Origin of the sequence: Arthrobacter oryzae (assembly GCF_031454875.1) — a bacterium.
In the GTDB taxonomy this organism is placed as follows: Bacteria; Actinomycetota; Actinomycetes; order Actinomycetales; family Micrococcaceae; genus Arthrobacter; species Arthrobacter oryzae_D.
Genome location: NZ_JAVDRQ010000008.1, coordinates 22,788 through 38,556 on the forward strand (window position 1 = coordinate 22,788; position 15,769 = coordinate 38,556).

Below are 15,769 nucleotides of genomic sequence, written 5' to 3' on the forward strand. Positions count from 1 at the left end.
TATGTTTCGTGAACTTAACTTCTGCATCACGAATGGATTTCCGGACAGGTGAGTTGCCTTTTACGTCCCGGACACATTCACTGCACGCTGCTGAAACACCGCCGCCCTAGCTTGGATATGTGGCCGCGTCGGCGGTCCGGGCCCGGCAGCCGTTCTAAAGAGCGCCGGGCCGCAGGCAATGCGAGAGGGGCCGGAAATGACCGCAATACTTGAACTTGATGACCAGACCACCGGATTTGCGACGGGCTGGAACCGCGTCTGTGCCGTGGAGGAACTGGAACTGGCATGGGGCGAGGCTGCACTGATCGCGGGCCGCCAGGTCGCGTTGTTCCGCACCGGCCCCGCCGAGGTGTTCGCCGTCGCTCAGGAGGATCCGGCCACCGGTGCCCACGTGATGGCCCGCGGCATCGTCGGCTCGCGCGGAGCCCGCCCGACCATTGCCTCGCCGCTGCACAAGGAGGTCTACGACCTGGAAACCGGTGAGTGCTTTGGCACCGCAGAACTCCGCCTCCCCACGTTCCGCACCCGGGTGGTTGACGGGTTCGTCGAGGTTGAGCTCTAGGCTAAAGCCCCCCAGAGGGGGAAGCCCAGGAAAGCCCCCGGGCTAAAGCCCCAGTGCCTCCCGCACGTCTCCCAGCACGCCGTCGAGCGCTGCCCGGGCCGCCTGCCGCGCCTCGGGCAGCTCCGCCGCCGAGCCCACGCTCCGGATGACTTCGAGGTAGCACTTGAGCTTCGGTTCGGTGCCGCTCGGGCGGATGATCACCCTGCTGAGGTCCTTCGTGAGGTAGAGCAGGCCGTCCGTCGGCGGCAGGTTTTCACTGCCTTCGGCCAGGTCCCGGGATGTTTCGACGGCCGAGCCGCCGAAGGATTCCGGTGGGCTGACGCGGAGCCGGTTCATCATTGCGTCCAGCAGGCCCAGGTCCGCAACACGGATGCTGAGCTGGTCGCTGGCGTGCAGCCCGTGTACCAGGTACAGCTCGTCGAGCGTATCGAAAATCGTCTTGCCGTCCGCCTTGGCCGCGGCCGCCAGTTCCGCGATGAGCACGGCGGCGGAAATACCGTCCTTGTCCCGGACCAGTTCCGGGGCCACACAGTATCCCAGCGCTTCCTCGTAGCCGTAGAGCAGGCCGGGAACGCGGGAAATCCATTTGAATCCGGTCAGCGTCTCCTCATGGGAGTACCCGGCCGCGGCGGCGATCCGTGCCAGCAGGCGCGAGGAAACAATCGAGTTCGCGAAAACACCCCGGGCGGGGCTGTCGCCGCCGGCGGCAAGCCGGGCGACGATGTGTGCACCCAGCAAGGCGCCCACTTCGTCGCCGCGCAGCATCCGCCAGGCACCCGTGTCCGGATCCTTGGCCGCAACGGCGGCGCGGTCGGCGTCGGGGTCGTTGGCGAGCACAATGTCGGCGCCGACGCCGGCGGCTGTTTCCAGTGCCAGGTCCAGTGCGCCGGGCTCCTCCGGGTTGGGGAAATTCACCGTGGGGAAGTCCGGGTCCGGGAGGGCCTGTTCGGAGACCAGGGTGACGTCGGCAAAGCCTGCAGCGTTCAGCACGGCAACCGCGGTGTCGCCGCCCACACCGTGCATGGGGGTCAGGACAATCTTCAGGTCGCGGGCCGGGAACTGAGCGGGAAGCGCAAGGGCGGCCACCGCGGCTTGGTAACCGGCGGTGATGGACGGCTCCAGGACGGTCCAGCCCGCAGCCGCAAGGCCGATGGTTTCCAGCCCACCGACCCGGTCGATTTCGGCGGCGATCCGGGCGTCGTAGGGTGCCACGATCTGCGCACCCCGCCCGCTTTCCTCTACTGCGTGCCGGCCGAGGTACACCTTGTAGCCGTTGTCCTGCGGCGGGTTGTGGCTGGCCGTCACCATCACGCCGCCGTCGCACTCCAGCGCCCGGACGGCGTAGGCGATCAGCGGCGTCGGGAGCGCCTGCGGCATCAGGAAGGTTTCGATCCCCGCTGCCGTAAGGATTGCGGCTGTCTCCTCGGCGAAGATATCGGAGTTGTAGCGGGCGTCAAAGCCGACGACGGCGCGGGGCTTGGTGCCCGGCGACGCCTCCGCGACAGCGGCGGTCAGGAAGGCGGCGAAACCGGCGGCTGCGCGCCGCACCACAACGCGGTTCATCCGGTTGGGCCCGGGGCCGAGTTCCGCACGGAGGCCGGCGGTGCCGAACTGCAGCGTGCCGCTGAAGCTGTCCTCGAGCTCCTGGCGGGCAGAGGGAACCCCGTCCTGGGAGCGCTGGATGAGTTCTGTCAGAGCGGCGGCAGTGGCGGGATCCGGGTCCTGGGCGGCCCAGTCGCGGGCGTCGCTCAGGAGCTGCGGAAATTCGGCATCGGAAGACGTCATAGGAACAAGCTATCGCCTTACTGCCGGTATCCGCTGCCCGACAAGCACCGGAGAGAATCCTTGACAGAAAATTTTCTGGATATGTAATGTCTGAAAAATGAAGATGGGCCAGGGGGTCGAGTGGGCGCTGCACTGCTGCGTCAACATGTCCTGGGCGCCCGCCGGAGAAGCCGTGAACAGCGCCCGGCTGGCGGAGCTGTACCAACTGCCGGCGGCCTACCTGAACAAGCAACTGCAGGCACTGGTCCGGGCCGGCATCCTGTCTTCCGTGTCCGGACCCCGTGGCGGCTTCCAGTTGGCGCAGCCTGCGGAAAAGATCACCGTGCTGGACGTTGTCCTGGCCATTGAGGGGCAGGACCCGGCCTTTCGCTGCGAGTCCATCCTTGCGAACGCACCGGGCGCGGATCCGGCCGAGGACTACCTCCGCAGCTGCCTGGTGTCGCAGACCATGCGCCAGGCCGAGCTTGCCTGGCGGCAGACGCTGTCCCGCCAGACGATCGCCGGCATTGCCGCCTCCGTTGAGCGCAAGTTTCCCGCATCCCGCAAAGACACGCTCCGCCGGCTGATGCCCGCCAGAACCTAGGCTTGCCCGGTCCTGGGCGTGCCAGGTCCCGGGCCTATCCGGCGGGCAACGCAGCGACTGAACCTGCCGTCAGAGCTTGGCGATGATTTCCGCGAGCAGCTTGGAGATCCGCGGACCGGCGGACTGCCCGGCCTCCAGCACTTCCTCATGGCTCAACGGCACAGGGCTGATGCCGGCCGCGAGGTTGGTCACCAGTGAGATGCCGAAGACCTCCATACCTGCGTGGCGTGCGGCGATGGCCTCGAGCGCGGTGGACATGCCTACCAGGTCGGCTCCGATCCGTTTGGCGTACTGCACTTCCGCCGGCGTCTCGTAGTGCGGTCCGGTGAACTGCGCGTAGACACCCTCGTCGAGGGAGGGGTCGACTTCACGGGCCAGTCCCCGGATCCTGGCGGAGTACAGATCTGTCAGGTCAACGAACGTTGCGCCCTCCAGCGGAGACGTGGCGGTGAGGTTGATGTGATCTTTGATGAGCACGGGAGTGCCCGGGGTCCAGCTTTCGTTGAGCCCGCCGCAGCCGTTCGTGACCACCAGGGTCTTACAACCCGCAGCCGCGGCCGTGCGGACCCCGTGCACTACGGCGCGGACACCTTTGCCCTCGTAGTAGTGCGTCCGGGCGCCAAGCACCAGCGCGCGCTTGCCCTCCTTGGTCAGGACGGAGCGGATGGTGCCGACGTGGCCTTCCACCGCCGGTGCGGAGAAGCCGGGGACCTCGTCAGCGGACAGGGTGGCGGTGGTTTCGCCGATCAGGTCCGCGGCGTCGCCCCAGCCCGAGCCGAGCACCAGCGCGACGTCGTGGCTGTCCACGCCTGTCTCCTGGGCGATGTAATCGGCTGCTGCGCGGGCGGCGTCAAAAGGGTCCGTGTTCAGGAATTCTGTATTACTCACTGGTACAAGCTATCGCGCCTGCGGTGCCCTGCCCAGCAGTGGCGCAGCTCCCTTTTATTGGTGTGCGGCGGCGGATGGGTAGAGAATGGTTCTTTGTGACTACGCATCCGGATTTCAGCTCCCCTCGCATCGCAATTCTTGGCGGAGGGCCCGGTGGCTATGAAGCCGCCATGGTGGCCGCCTCCCTGGGGGCGCAAGTCACCGTCATCGAACGGGCGGGCCTCGGCGGCTCCGCGGTGCTGACCGACGTCGTACCTTCCAAGACCCTGATCGCGACGGCGGACCTGATGACCCGCGTCGGTGAGGCGGGGGAGCTGGGAGTGAAGTTCGACGTCGACGGCGGCGACTTCGCCCCGGTGATGCGCGCGGACCTGAAGCACATCAACGACCGCCTGCTCGGCCTGGCGCGGAAGCAATCCGAAGACATCCAGGGCGGACTGGAGCAGCAGGGCGTGCGCATCCTGATCGGCTCCGGCAGGCTGCTGGACAACCACACCATCGAAGTCCTCACCGTTGACGGCACAGAGACGGTGGAAGCGGACACCATCCTGCTCGCAGTGGGCGCCCATCCCCGCGAACTTCCCACCGCGCGGCCGGATGGCGACCGGATCCTGAACTGGGCCCAGATCTACAACATGGACGAGCTTCCCGAAGAGCTCATTGTGGTGGGCTCGGGCGTTACCGGCGCGGAATTTGCCTCCGCCTACAACGGCCTGGGCTCCAAGGTCACCCTGATTTCCAGCCGTGACCGCGTGCTGCCGGGCTCGGACACCGACGCCGCCGAGGTGCTGGAAGGCGTCTTCGAACGCCGAGGCGTCAAAGTACTCTCGCGCTCGCGTGCCGAAACGGTGGAGCGGACGGACGACGGCGTCGTTGTCACCTTGGGTGACGGCTCCAAGGTGACCGGCAGCCACTGCCTGGTCTGCGTGGGCTCCATCCCCAACACTGCCGGCATCGGCCTGGAAGAAGCCGGCGTCGCGGTCACCGAAAGCGGCCACATCAAGGTGGACGGCGTCTCCCGCACCAGCGCTCCCAACATCTACGCCGCCGGCGACTGCACCGGAGTGCTTGCCCTCGCATCGGTGGCGGCCATGCAGGGCCGCATCGCCGTGGCCCACTTCCTGGGCGACGCTGTCACGCCGATCAAGCTGCACCAGGTGGCCTCCAACATCTTCACCTCGCCGGAGATCGCCTCCGTGGGCGTGTCCGAAGCGGAGATTGATTCGGGCAAATACCAGGGCGACGTGGTCAAGCTGTCGCTGCGCAGCAACGCCCGTGCCAAGATGCGCAACCACCGGGACGGGTTCGTCAAGATCTTCGCCCGCAAGGGTTCCGGTACCGTGATCGGCGGCGTTGTGGTGGGTCCCAACGCGTCCGAGCTGATTTTCGCGATCTCCATCGCCGTCACCCAAAAGCTTCATGTCGACGACGTCGCCAGCACCTTTACGGTGTACCCGTCACTCAGCGGCTCCATCTCCGAGGCGGCCAGGCGCCTGCACGTGCATATGTAACGTCAGGCCGCCCGTCACGTCAGGCCGCCGCCGTCGGCATGTTTTCGGTCGGCACCGCGCCATGGGCCACCCTGGCGGCCACGAGGTACAGCAGTCCCGTGATCAGTGGAACCACGCTGATGGCGGAGAGGGCCACCACTCCGGCGAGGCTCCCCAGCGCCGAGAACGCGATAGGTCCCACGCCGAGGGCCAGCAGTAGCCAGCCCGCTGCGGGGGTCCGTTTCAGGCCCAGGACGGCTGCCGGGAAGGCGAGGGCCAGGACGGCCACGGCCCGGACCGGCCCATTGGCGTTCTCAAACGCACGCCACGACGGTGAATCGACGGCGAACCAGATGCCCGCCGAGATGAGCAAAGCCGTTAGTACAGTCAGCGCAGGGGCGGCCCAGGCGGGACGAAGCCACGCAAGCGCGGCGAGTGCGGCCATCGGCAGGGCCCAGGACACAATCAGCATGAGGCCTTCCGTGCCGCCGGGATCAGCCAGGGCATAGCCGCTGATGAACATCCCGGCGAGGACGGTGAAGGCCGCCATGATCGCCGCTGCGGTCCAGACGAGGGCGCGGGCCCGGAGGAAGCGGTCCGGCTGCCGCAAGGAAACGATGCCCATCACCCCGGCAGCCAGGATGAGGGCGGCCGCGGCCAGGAATATGGTGACAGCAAACATTGCGGCCCCTCCTCCGGATTCCACGGACCGTAATTTCCATGACACCCCGGCCCGTCTGGCCGGGCAAGGGGCCAAAGTCCCGCGGAAACAACCCACACTTATTGTCAGAGTGATAAAAATGGTGCTATCTTCTTTATTATCAACTTGATAATAAAGGGGAGCGACATGAACGACCTGATCGCCTGGATGAATTCGGCAGCCTTTACACTCTTTGATGCGCCCGTCAGCTGGGTCGAAGTCATCGGCTTCGTGACCGGCGCAGCCTGCGTCTACGGGGTCGCCCGGCAGAAACTCTGGAACTGGCCCATTGGTATCCTGAACAACGTTTGCTTCATCATCCTGTTCCTGGGGGCAGGCCTCTACGGTGAAACAGTTCTCCAGCTGATTTTCGCGGCCGTTGCTTTTTACGGCTGGTACAACTGGCTCCGCGGTAACGCCGGGACTGCGGAAAAGAACGACCTTCCCATCCGGGACGCCACGCGGAAAGAGACCCTCCTCGGCCTCGGCACTACTGCCGTAGGCACGGCCGTCGTCGCCATGGTCCTCACACACGGCACCGACTCCCAGGTGCCCTGGCCGGACGCCTTCGTCCTGACTGCATCCCTGGCGGCAACCTACGGGCAGGCCAGGAAGATTTTCCAACACTGGTACGTATGGATCCTCATCGATGTTGTCTCCATTCCGCTGTACTTCAGCCGCGGCCTGACGCTGACCGCCATCCTGTACGTTGGATTCCTGTTCCTTTGCATCTACGGGCTCATCGACTGGAAGCGAACGCGCACAGCCGAAGCGCCCGAATCCTCCCCGGCAACCGTCACCGCAGGAGCCTGACATGTACAAGAACGCCATGGTCATCGGAAAGTTCTACCCGCCCCATGCCGGACACGCCCACCTCATCGCGACGGCAGCTGCGCGGGCGGAGCGGGTTTCGGTCCTGGTCCTCGGCAGCCGGTTCGAATCCGTGGACGTCAAGGAGCGCACGCAGTGGCTCGAGGAAGAATTCTCCGGCCACGCCGGGGTACAGGTCATCGGCATGCGCAACGATTGCCCGGAGGACTACGGGTCCGACGAGATCTGGAAAGCCCAGGGCGAGCTGATGCGCCTTGCCCTGAAGACCCACGGCGTAGCCGCCATTGACGCGGTCTTCAGCTCCGAGGACTACGGGTCCCGCCTGGCCGCCGCCTTCGATGCGGATCACGTCCTGGTGGACCCGGCGCGGAACGCCTACCCGGTCAGCGGAACGTTGTGCCGTGACGACCTGAACGCCGCCTGGTCCAGCATCATCGCCCCTGCCCGGCTTCAGATGTGCACCCGCATCATCGTCGTCGGGGCCGAATCAACCGGCACAACAACGCTGGCGCGGGCGCTCACGGACTACTACCGGCCGCGTTTCCCGCACATCGCCGAGGTACCCGAATTCGGCAGGCAGTATACCTACGAGAAGTTCGATGCCCTGCGCGCCGACCAACCGGATGCCAAACTGGAGGAGATGGTCTGGACCGCAGCCGATTTCGGGCTCATCGGTGCCCGGCAGAACGGGATGGAGAACGCCGCGGCCGACTCCTGTCCGTTGGTCATTGCCGATACCGACGCCCTGGCCACCACGCTCTGGGAACGGTTCTATCTGGGCGAACGCAGCTATGGCTCGTTCGATGCCGCCGCCCGCCTGCCCCGTCGCGACCTTTACCTGGTCACCGATCATGAGGGCGTTGATTTTGAGGACGACGGGTGGCGGGAGGGCGAACACCGCCGGGCCGAAATGACCGAATGGTTCAAGGAGACCCTCACAGAGGACGGACACTCGTGGATCCTGCTCACGGGCGATCCGGATCGGCGGATGCGCACCGCGGTTGAAGTCATTGATGCGATCCTGGCCCGGCGGCACGGCTTCGCCTCGCCGCCGTGGGCCACCCGCACCGTCCTGGAAGGAGCACCGGTTTGAGTACCCCGAACGGCGAGCAGCAGTTCCTCAACGCCTACACGCCGGAGGATTACCCGTCCGTTGCCCTCACGGTGGACCTGGTGGTTCTCGCGGTGGCGGGGGGAGTGCTGCACTCGGCCCTGGTCCGCCGTGGTGTCCACCCCTTCATGGGCGGCCTCGCCCTGCCCGGCGGCTTCGTTGGTCCCCGGGAGTCGGCGGAGCGGGCAGCCTTCCGTGAGCTGGAAGAGGAAACAGGCCTGGACCTGGGCCGGTTACCTGTGCACGTCGAGCAGCTGGCTACCTACAGCGATCCGGACCGCGACCCGCGCATGAGGGTAGTGTCGGTGGCACACCTGGTCCTCCTGGCGACGGACGGCCAGGACCTGCCGGCGTTGTCGGCAGGGTCCGATGCCGAGGCTGCCGGGTGGCACCCCGTCCACGCGGTATTGGAAAGCCCAATGGCATTTGACCATGCCTCCATCCTCCGCGATGGAGTGGAACGGCTTTCGGGGAAGATGGAGTACACCACCGTGGCCGCCCGGCTCGTCCCGGAGGAGTTCACCATGACCCAGCTTCGCACCGTCTATGAGGCCACCTGGAACACGCGCCTGCCGGCAGGAAATTTCACCCGCAAGATGCTGCCCCACGTGCATGACACCGGACGGAAGTCCAAAGCCGCCGCAGGGGCGCCTGCCGCGCTTTTCACGGCAACGGAACGGCACATCCACCCGCCGATGGCCAGGCCGGCGGCCGGCTGAGCGGCGGGCCGTTACATCACGTCAGGCGGCTGCTGCCGCCTGGAAGTGTTTTTCGATGATGTCCTTGATGTCGGAGTGGCAGCCGCCGCAGCCGGTGCCGGCGCGGGTGGCTCCGGAAACCTCGGCCACCGTGGAGCAGCCGTCAACAACGGCGTCCTGGATCTTGGTGCCGGTGACGCCGGCGCAGCGGCACACAGTGCGCGCGGGGTCGGTGTTGCCCGAGGCAGCCAGTTGGTCCGGTCCGTCCAGGCGCAGCAGCAGTGACCTGTCGGCAGGCAGTTCGTCGCCGCGTTCGAACAAGGAGACGAGCTCCGCAGCCGTACGCGGCATGCCCACGGCCACGAGGCCTTCCAGCACGCCGCCCCGCGTGGTCATTTTGACGTAGCGGCCGTGCTCCGGATCAGCCCACTGGGCAATCTGGAGCCGCGGCCGGCCGTTGACCGCTCCGGCGGTGAGCACTTCTTCATCCCACGGTTCAGCGGCGTTGTCGCCGGCCACGGCCATGTTCATGCCGCGGGCCTTGAGGACAATGACGCCCGGCTTCTCGGTAGGCAGCTCAGGCAGGGACTCGGCCGCGTCCACCGCACCGCCGTCAGCGGACCCTTCGCCGGTTCCCTCCGCCAGGAGCGTCAGGTATTCCGCCAGCCACTCCGCCTGGCGCCACCCGGGGCCCACCAGGCCGGAGGGGCCGCGTGCGGCGCGGCAGTCGCTGCAGGACGGGTCGGGGCAGCGGACTTCGGCGCAGTCGCCGATCGCGAAGATGTGCGGCTCGTGGTGGGCCCGCAACTTGTGGTCCACCAGGATGCCTGTGGCTGTCGAAAGCCCGCAGCCCTCAGCAAGCTCCACACGCGGACGGACGCCGCAGGACAGCACCAGCAGGTCGCCGTCGATCGCCGATCCGTCATCGAGCAGCAAGGCGGAGAAAGCGCCGTCGGGAGCGTTGTGTTCGACTCCCGTGGAGCGGGCGTTGCCGGCCATACGGACACCGCAGTTGCGCATGCTGGCGGCGAGCACCGCGCCGCCGCCCCGGTCGATGTTCCGGCCCAGCGGATGCGGCCCGTTGTGGACCACCGTCACGGTAGCGCCTTCCTCGGCAGCGGCCAGGGCCGTCTCGAGTCCAAGGACGCCGCCGCCCAGCACCACCACGCGCTTGCCGCCGGCGACGGCCTGGCGAAGAACTTCGGCATCGCGCAGGTCACGCAAAGCGGTCACACCGGCGGGCAGCACGGGGTGGGCCGGGTCCGGGTTGAGGCCGGTCAGGTTGGGGATCACGGGACGGGAACCGGTGGCGAAGACCAGCCGGTCATAATGCGGTGTGGTGCCGTCGGTGAGGACCACCTGCTGGCGGGCGCGGTCCACGCGGCGGACGCGGACGCCGAGGCGGACGTCCACTCCGTCGGCGATCAGCGCGGCGGCGTCGGACAGCGCCAGCGCCCCGGCAGTGGTGCGCCCCACGCCGAGGTCGGCCACCAGCACGCGGTTGTACGCGGCGTCGGCTTCCTCGCCAATCACTGTCAGGCGGGCGAGTCCGCTGCGCACTGCGGGCAGCAGCTCATCGATCAGCCGCGCGGCGACCGGGCCAAAGCCAACAATTACAATCTGCTCACTCATGAGGCCTCCGATGTCTGAAGAACGCTGTGCTGTAGTCCGTTTGCGGCCACCCGGACCCACACCTTGTTGAATTTGAACTCGGGCATTCCGGAAATGGGGTCGGTGGCAGCCTCCGTCAGGCGGTTGGCGCTCTCGAGTTCCGGGAAATGGAATGGCAGGAAGACTGTCTCGGGCCGGATCGCCGTGCTGAGTTCGGCCCGGCAGACCACCTCGCCGCGCTCGTTGGCCACTGAGACGAACGAACCGTCGGCGATGCCCATGGACGCCGCGGCCGCGGGATGGATCTGCATCTTCGCCTCCGGCTGGGAAGCCAGCAGCTCGGACACGCGGCGGGTCTGGGACCCGGACTGGTAGTGCTCCAGGAGGCGGCCGGTGATGAGAGTCATCGCCTTCGCGTCCTGGGCTGCGCTATCCCTGCCTGCTATGTCCCGGCCGGGGGGCGCAGCAGGAGCACGACGGCGGCGCGGCGCCACCGGCGTCATCACCGCCTTGCCGTCGGCGTGGGCGAAGCCCTCGAGGAAGAGCCGCGGCGTGCCGGTACTGCCCGCGGGGTACGGCCAGTAGGCCGCTTCGCCGCGGTCCAGCATGGCGTAGTCGATACCGGAGTAGTCGGCGAGGCCGCCGGCGGACGCCAGGCGCAGTTCCTCGAAGACCGTCTCGGGATCCTCGCTGTAGGTGGACGGTGCTTCGAGCGCCTCGGCGAGCCGCGCCATGATCCAGAGTTCGCTGCGGGCGCCTGCAGGCGGCTGCAGTGCGCGGCGGCGGCGCAGGACACGTCCCTCGAGGTTGGTCAGCGTGCCTTCCTCTTCAGCCCACTGGAGCACGGGCAGGATGAGGTCGGCTTCGGCGGCCGTCTCGGACACGAAGAAATCGCAGACAACCAGGAAGTCCAGCCTGCGGAGTCCCGCAATGACGGCGTTGGCATCGGGGGAGGCCACCGCGATGTTGGAGGCGTGCACAAAGAGGCAGCGGACGCCGTCGGGCTGTCCCAGGGACTTCAGGAGCTGGACCGCGGGGAGGCCGGGGCCGGGAATCAGGGATTCCGGCACGCCCCACACCTTTGCCATGTGCGCGCGGGCGGCGGGATCGGTGATCTTGCGGTAGCCGGGGAGCTGATCGGCCTTCTGGCCATGCTCGCGGCCGCCCTGGCCGTTGCCCTGGCCGGTGAGCGTACCGTAGCCGCTGCGGGCGGAACCCGGCAGGCCGAGCAGGAGACTCAGGTTGATGGCGGCGGTGGCAGTGTCCGTTCCGTCCACGTGCTGCTCCACACCGCGCCCGGTCAGGATGTAGCTGCCGCCCTTGGTGGCGCCCTGGGCAAGCCGGCGGGCGGTCTCGCGGATCAGGTCGGCGGGCACACCGGTGAGGGACTGGACGCGTTCGGGCCAGAAAGCGTTGACGCTGCGGGTCAGGGCTTCGAAGCCGCTGGTGCGCGCCTGGATGAATTCGGTGTCCGCCAGGCCTTCGTGGATGACCACGTGCGACAGGCCCAGGAGGAGGGTGAGGTCGGTGCCCGGCAGGGGCTGCAGGTGGAGGCCGCCGCCGTCGGACGTGAACGCAGCCGTGGCGGAACGGCGGGGATCCACCACAATCAGCCCGCCGGCGTCGCGCGCTCCCTGGAGGTGCTGCACGAAGGGCGGCATGGTCTCGGCGACGTTGGAGCCGAGCATCAGGATGGTGCTGGCGCCGTCGAGGTCTTCCAGCGGGAACGGGAGGCCGCGGTCAACGCCGAAGGCCCGCATGCCGGCGGCGGCTGCGGAGGACATGCAGAACCGGCCGTTGTAGTCGATCCGGGAGGTGCCCAGTGCCAGGCGGGCGAACTTGCCCAGCTGGTAGGCCTTCTCGTTGGTCAGGCCGCCGCCGCCGAAGACGCCGACGGCATCCGCGCCGTAACGGGCACGGGTGTCCTTGACCGCGGCAGTGATGAGCTTCAGGGCGTCATCCCAGCTGACGGGACGGTGGACGCCGTCGGAGCCCTTCAGCATGGGCTCGGTGACGCGTCCGGGGTGGCTCAGCAGCGAGGCCGACGTCCAGCCCTTACGGCACAGGCCGCCGCGGTTGGTGGGGAAGTCACGCCCGGAAACTTCCAGGACGGGCGCAGCTGCCGTGCCGTCGGCAGCAACAGCTGCGGCGGGCAGGTTCGGAGCGGGTGGAGCCGGCACGGGGTCTGACCCCGGCTGGACAGCCGGGGTCAGAGCCGCTGGAGACTTCAGCGTCATGGCGCACTGCAAGGCGCAGTAGGGGCAGTGCGTATCGGCGCTTTTGGTCATGTTAGACGTGTCCCATCGCATTTCGGTTGGCGTTGCGGATGTAGCAGGCCCAGCAGACCACCAGCATCAGGACGTATGCCCCGACGAAGCCGTAGAAAGCGGGGGTGTAGGAACCGCTGGCCGTGTTGGAGGCGTTCAGAACCTGCGGGATAACGAATCCGCCGTAGGCGCCGATGGCCGAGATCAGGCCGAGGGCCGAGGACGCGAGCCTCTGGGTTTGCACTGAGCTGGCCCCCTTGCGGGCTGCCCGGCTGTTGGTGGCGAAGATGACCGGGATCATCCTGTACGTGGCACCGTTTCCGAAGCCGCTGGCGGTGAAGAGCATCAGGAACAGGACCAGGAAGAGCCAGAAGTTCTTCAGCGGCAGGGTCCAGATCATGGTGAGCGTAATGATTGCCATGGAGGCGAAAGCGGAAACGGTCATGCGGGCGCCGCCCATCCGGTCCGCCATGCGTCCGCCGTAGGGACGGGCCAGCGAGCCGACCAGCGGGCCAAGGAAGGCCAGGGACAGGGCCGCCGTGCCCACTCCGATGGAGGAGAAGGCGGGGAAGTAGTCCTTGATGAGCTTGGGAAATACGCCGGCGAAGCCGATGAATGACCCGAAGGTGCCGATGTACAGCAGCGCCATGATCCACAGGTGCGGTTCCTTGAGTGCTGCGATCGAGCCTGCCACGTCACCCTTGGCGCTGGTGAGGTTGTCCATGTACTTGTAAGCACCGAAGGCGGCGAGCAGGATCAGCGGGACCCACATGAGGCCGGCGACGGGCAGGTTGACCGTGCCTGCGGCCAGGAGCGTGATGGCGACGGGGACTGCGAGCTGGGCCACGGCGGCACCCATGTTGCCACCGGCGGCGTTCAGGCCCAGGGCCCAGCCCTTTTCGCGGGCGGGGTAGAAGAACGTGATGTTGGCCATGGAGCTGGCAAAGTTTCCGCCGCCGAATCCGGCAAGTGCTGCCACCAGCAGCATGATGCCGAACGGTGTCTCCGGGTTGGAGACGCACATTGCCAGTCCGATGGAGGGGATCAGGAGCAGCAGTGCCGAAACGATGGTCCAGTTGCGGCCGCCGAACTTCGGGATCATGAAAGTGTAGGGGATGCGGAGCGTGGCACCCACCAGGCTGGGCATGGAGATCAGCCAGAAGATTTCCGAGGTGGAAAACGTGAAGCCTGCCGCGGGAAGCTGGACCACCACAATGGACCACAGCTGCCAGACGACAAAGCCGAGGAATTCGGCGAAAATGGACCAGTTCAGGTTGCGCCGGGCGATGGTACGGCCCTGGGATTCCCACTGCTCCTTGTTCTCTGCATCCCAGTTGGCGATCCAGCGGCCGGGGCGGACTTCAAGGGCGGGGGCGTCAGCGGTGCGGGTAGTTCCGGGCTGTGCGCTGGATGAAGTGGCAACACTTCCGTGCCACGGCTCGGAGCCAGTCTCGGGGGAATTGCCGGCTCCGGCATCTGCGTTGCGGTCAACAGTCACGGTGTACCTCCTTTGGGGGTTTGTTGTCCTTCCAAGGTAGAGACGGCGCGTTTCGTGAAGCGTCGCCGTTTGTTAACGTGCTGTGAAGTTTGCCTATCGTGACCTTTGTGACGGCGTGAGGCGCAGTTAGTGAGACAATTTCAAAAGTCCGCATGATGGACGCTTAGTCCAGTCGATGGACCACCGGAACTATTATTGAGACCTATGTATCCCTTAGCCGGGCAGCCAATTGGGGGTGAACGCCCGGTTCTCACGAAAGTGCTACTACATGTCATCCACTGCCACCTCACCGCAGCCGGGGTCAGCCAAGCAGGTTAACTCGCGCGGGCGCGTGATTGTCGCCAGCCTGATCGGCACCACCGTGGAGTTCTACGACTTCTACGTCTACGCCACGGCCGCCGTACTGGTGTTCCCCAGGCTGTTCTTCCCCGGCCAGAATGAAACCACCCAGCTGCTGAGCTCCTTCGCAGTGTTTGGCGTTGCGTTTATCGCCCGTCCGCTGGGATCCATCGTTTTCGGCCACTTCGGCGACAAGTTCGGCCGCAAGGGAACCCTGGTGGCCTCGCTGCTGACAATGGGCATCGCCACCTTCCTGATCGGCTGCCTTCCTACGGCGCTGGTCCCGGGCTGGGGCTTCTGGGCTCCTGCCCTCCTTGTGGTCATGCGCTTCGCCCAGGGCCTGGCGCTCGGCGGCGAATGGAGCGGCGCAGCCCTCCTGGCCACGGAGAACGCCCCGGCCAACAAGCGGGCGATCTATGGGACGTTCCCGCAGCTCGGCGCGCCCATCGGCTTCATCATTGCCAACGTGATCTTCCTGGTGGCCAGCTATGTCCTTTCCCCGGCCGACTTCGAAGCCTGGGGCTGGCGCGTACCGTTCCTGCTCAGCGCCGTCATGGTCATCATCGGCCTCTACGTTCGGCTGAAGCTCATTGAAACGCCGGCCTTTACCAAGGTGCTCGAATCCAACGAGGTTGCCAAGCTGCCGCTTGCCCGGGTCTTCAAGACCAGCTGGCGGCCGCTCATCCTGGGCACGTTCATCATGCTCGCCACCTACGTGCTCTTCTACCTGATGACCACGTTCACGCTGACCTATGGCACCCGTCCCGCCACCTTGGACGCAGCCAAGGCAGCTGCCGAGAAGGCCGGCAAGCCGATGACCGAGGCTGCCGCGGCGGCGTTCGTGCCCGGCCTGGGCTACACCCGCAACGACTTCCTCTGGATGCTGATCGCCGGCGTCGTGTTCTTCGGCATCTTTACCCTGGTCTCCGGTCCGCTGGCCGAGAAGTACGGGCGCCGCAAGATGCTGCTTGCTGTGACCGGCGGAATCTTCGTCTTCGGGCTGCTCTTTGTCCCGCTGTTTGGCGGCGGCTTCATTGGCACCATGTCACTGCTCATCATCGGCTTCTCCCTGATGGGCCTCACGTTCGGGCCGATGGGCGCGTTGCTGCCGGAACTGTTCCCCACCAATGTCCGGTACACCGGCTCCGCCGTCAGCTACAACGTGTCCAGCATCCTGGGTGCGGCTGTGGCGCCGTTCATCGCCGTCGCGCTTTGGGAACAGGCTGACGGCAGCCCCGTGCTGGTCGGCATCTACCTGACCGCCATGGCGGTCCTGACCCTGGTGGCGCTCTTCCTGAGCAAGGAAACCAGGGACCTGGACTACGAGAACAACGTAGCCTGACCCTCTTCGCTTTTCACAACAAATGCCCGGCACTCCTTCACGGAGCTGCCGGGCATTTGTTGTA

The 15,769-nt window shown here is 66.6% G+C and carries 13 protein-coding genes; 7 read left to right on the plus strand and 6 right to left on the minus strand.

The window, feature by feature from the left end:
- The first annotated feature begins 196 nt into the window (after positions 1-196).
- A complete protein-coding gene (gene nirD, locus J2805_RS15125) occupies positions 197-562 on the plus strand; it encodes a nitrite reductase small subunit NirD (protein WP_309977624.1) in 366 nt (121 codons plus the stop codon).
- A 42-nt stretch (positions 563-604) separates the two neighbouring features.
- On the opposite strand, the gene J2805_RS15130 is transcribed toward nirD, so the two are convergent.
- Positions 605-2,347, minus strand: coding sequence for a phospho-sugar mutase (locus J2805_RS15130; RefSeq protein WP_309977626.1), 1,743 nt, complete (start codon positions 2,345-2,347; stop codon positions 605-607).
- Between the two features lie 97 nt (positions 2,348-2,444).
- Between J2805_RS15130 and J2805_RS15135 the strand changes: the two genes are divergently transcribed.
- Complete coding sequence (locus J2805_RS15135) at positions 2,445-2,930, plus strand: RrF2 family transcriptional regulator (protein ID WP_309977628.1); 486 nt, start codon at positions 2,445-2,447, stop codon at positions 2,928-2,930.
- 69 nt (positions 2,931-2,999) lie between these two features.
- Here J2805_RS15135 and J2805_RS15140 read toward each other — a convergent pair whose 3' ends face one another.
- A complete protein-coding gene (locus tag J2805_RS15140) occupies positions 3,000-3,818 on the minus strand; it encodes a purine-nucleoside phosphorylase (RefSeq protein WP_309977630.1) in 819 nt (272 codons plus the stop codon).
- A 95-nt stretch (positions 3,819-3,913) separates the two neighbouring features.
- Between J2805_RS15140 and J2805_RS15145 the strand changes: the two genes are divergently transcribed.
- Positions 3,914-5,329, plus strand: coding sequence for an NAD(P)H-quinone dehydrogenase (locus tag J2805_RS15145; RefSeq protein ID WP_309977632.1), 1,416 nt, complete (start codon positions 3,914-3,916; stop codon positions 5,327-5,329).
- A gap of 19 nt (positions 5,330-5,348) precedes the next feature.
- Here J2805_RS15145 and J2805_RS15150 read toward each other — a convergent pair whose 3' ends face one another.
- Complete coding sequence (locus J2805_RS15150) at positions 5,349-5,990, minus strand: hypothetical protein (protein WP_309977633.1); 642 nt, start codon at positions 5,988-5,990, stop codon at positions 5,349-5,351.
- 165 nt (positions 5,991-6,155) lie between these two features.
- On the opposite strand from J2805_RS15150, the gene pnuC reads away from it, so the two are divergent.
- The 3 genes from pnuC to J2805_RS15165 are packed head-to-tail and all read left to right on the plus strand — an operon-like array spanning position 6,156 to position 8,669.
- On the plus strand, positions 6,156-6,821 hold the full coding sequence (gene pnuC / locus J2805_RS15155) for a nicotinamide riboside transporter PnuC (protein WP_309977635.1): 666 nt from the start codon (positions 6,156-6,158) through the stop codon (positions 6,819-6,821).
- 1 nt (position 6,822) lies between these two features.
- A complete protein-coding gene (locus tag J2805_RS15160; protein WP_309977637.1) occupies positions 6,823-7,932 on the plus strand; it encodes an AAA family ATPase in 1,110 nt (369 codons plus the stop codon).
- On the plus strand, positions 7,929-8,669 hold the full coding sequence (locus J2805_RS15165; RefSeq protein ID WP_309977639.1) for an NUDIX hydrolase: 741 nt from the start codon (positions 7,929-7,931) through the stop codon (positions 8,667-8,669). Before J2805_RS15160 ends, J2805_RS15165 begins: the two co-directional genes overlap by 4 nt.
- Before the next feature lie 21 nt (positions 8,670-8,690).
- Here J2805_RS15165 and J2805_RS15170 read toward each other — a convergent pair whose 3' ends face one another.
- From J2805_RS15170 to J2805_RS15180, 3 genes are read right to left on the minus strand one after another with little or no spacing between them, the layout of a single operon-like run.
- Positions 8,691-10,280 carry an FAD-dependent oxidoreductase gene (locus tag J2805_RS15170; protein WP_309977641.1) on the minus strand — a complete coding sequence of 530 codons (1,590 nt, stop codon included), beginning with the start codon at positions 10,278-10,280 and terminating at the stop codon, positions 8,691-8,693.
- Positions 10,277-12,547: a molybdopterin oxidoreductase family protein gene (locus J2805_RS15175; RefSeq protein WP_309977643.1), complete on the minus strand. Its 2,271-nt coding sequence runs from the start codon at positions 12,545-12,547 to the stop codon at positions 10,277-10,279. Before J2805_RS15175 ends, J2805_RS15170 begins: the two co-directional genes overlap by 4 nt.
- Position 12,548: 1 nt before the next feature.
- Positions 12,549-14,024, minus strand: coding sequence for an MFS transporter (locus J2805_RS15180; protein ID WP_309977645.1), 1,476 nt, complete (start codon positions 14,022-14,024; stop codon positions 12,549-12,551).
- Between the two features lie 268 nt (positions 14,025-14,292).
- Here J2805_RS15180 and J2805_RS15185 point away from each other — a divergent pair, with 268 nt between their 5' ends.
- Positions 14,293-15,705 carry an MFS transporter gene (locus tag J2805_RS15185; RefSeq protein WP_309977647.1) on the plus strand — a complete coding sequence of 471 codons (1,413 nt, stop codon included), beginning with the start codon at positions 14,293-14,295 and terminating at the stop codon, positions 15,703-15,705.
- The last annotated feature ends 64 nt before the right edge of the window (positions 15,706-15,769 follow it).

Bases quoted from the DNA above. Each gene is read 5' to 3' on its own strand.
- nirD (WP_309977624.1), top strand. From the start codon at position 197: ATGACCGCAATACTTGAACTTGATGACCAGACCACCGGATTTGCGACG.
- J2805_RS15130 (WP_309977626.1), bottom strand. From the start codon at position 2,347: ATGACGTCTTCCGATGCCGAATTTCCGCAGCTCCTGAGCGACGCCCGC.
- J2805_RS15135 (WP_309977628.1), top strand. From the start codon at position 2,445: ATGAAGATGGGCCAGGGGGTCGAGTGGGCGCTGCACTGCTGCGTCAAC.
- J2805_RS15150 (WP_309977633.1), bottom strand. From the start codon at position 5,990: ATGTTTGCTGTCACCATATTCCTGGCCGCGGCCGCCCTCATCCTGGCT.
- pnuC (WP_309977635.1), top strand. From the start codon at position 6,156: ATGAACGACCTGATCGCCTGGATGAATTCGGCAGCCTTTACACTCTTT.
- J2805_RS15160 (WP_309977637.1), top strand. From the start codon at position 6,823: ATGTACAAGAACGCCATGGTCATCGGAAAGTTCTACCCGCCCCATGCC.
- J2805_RS15170 (WP_309977641.1), bottom strand. From the start codon at position 10,280: ATGAGTGAGCAGATTGTAATTGTTGGCTTTGGCCCGGTCGCCGCGCGG.
- J2805_RS15175 (WP_309977643.1), bottom strand. From the start codon at position 12,547: ATGACCAAAAGCGCCGATACGCACTGCCCCTACTGCGCCTTGCAGTGC.
- J2805_RS15185 (WP_309977647.1), top strand. From the start codon at position 14,293: ATGTCATCCACTGCCACCTCACCGCAGCCGGGGTCAGCCAAGCAGGTT.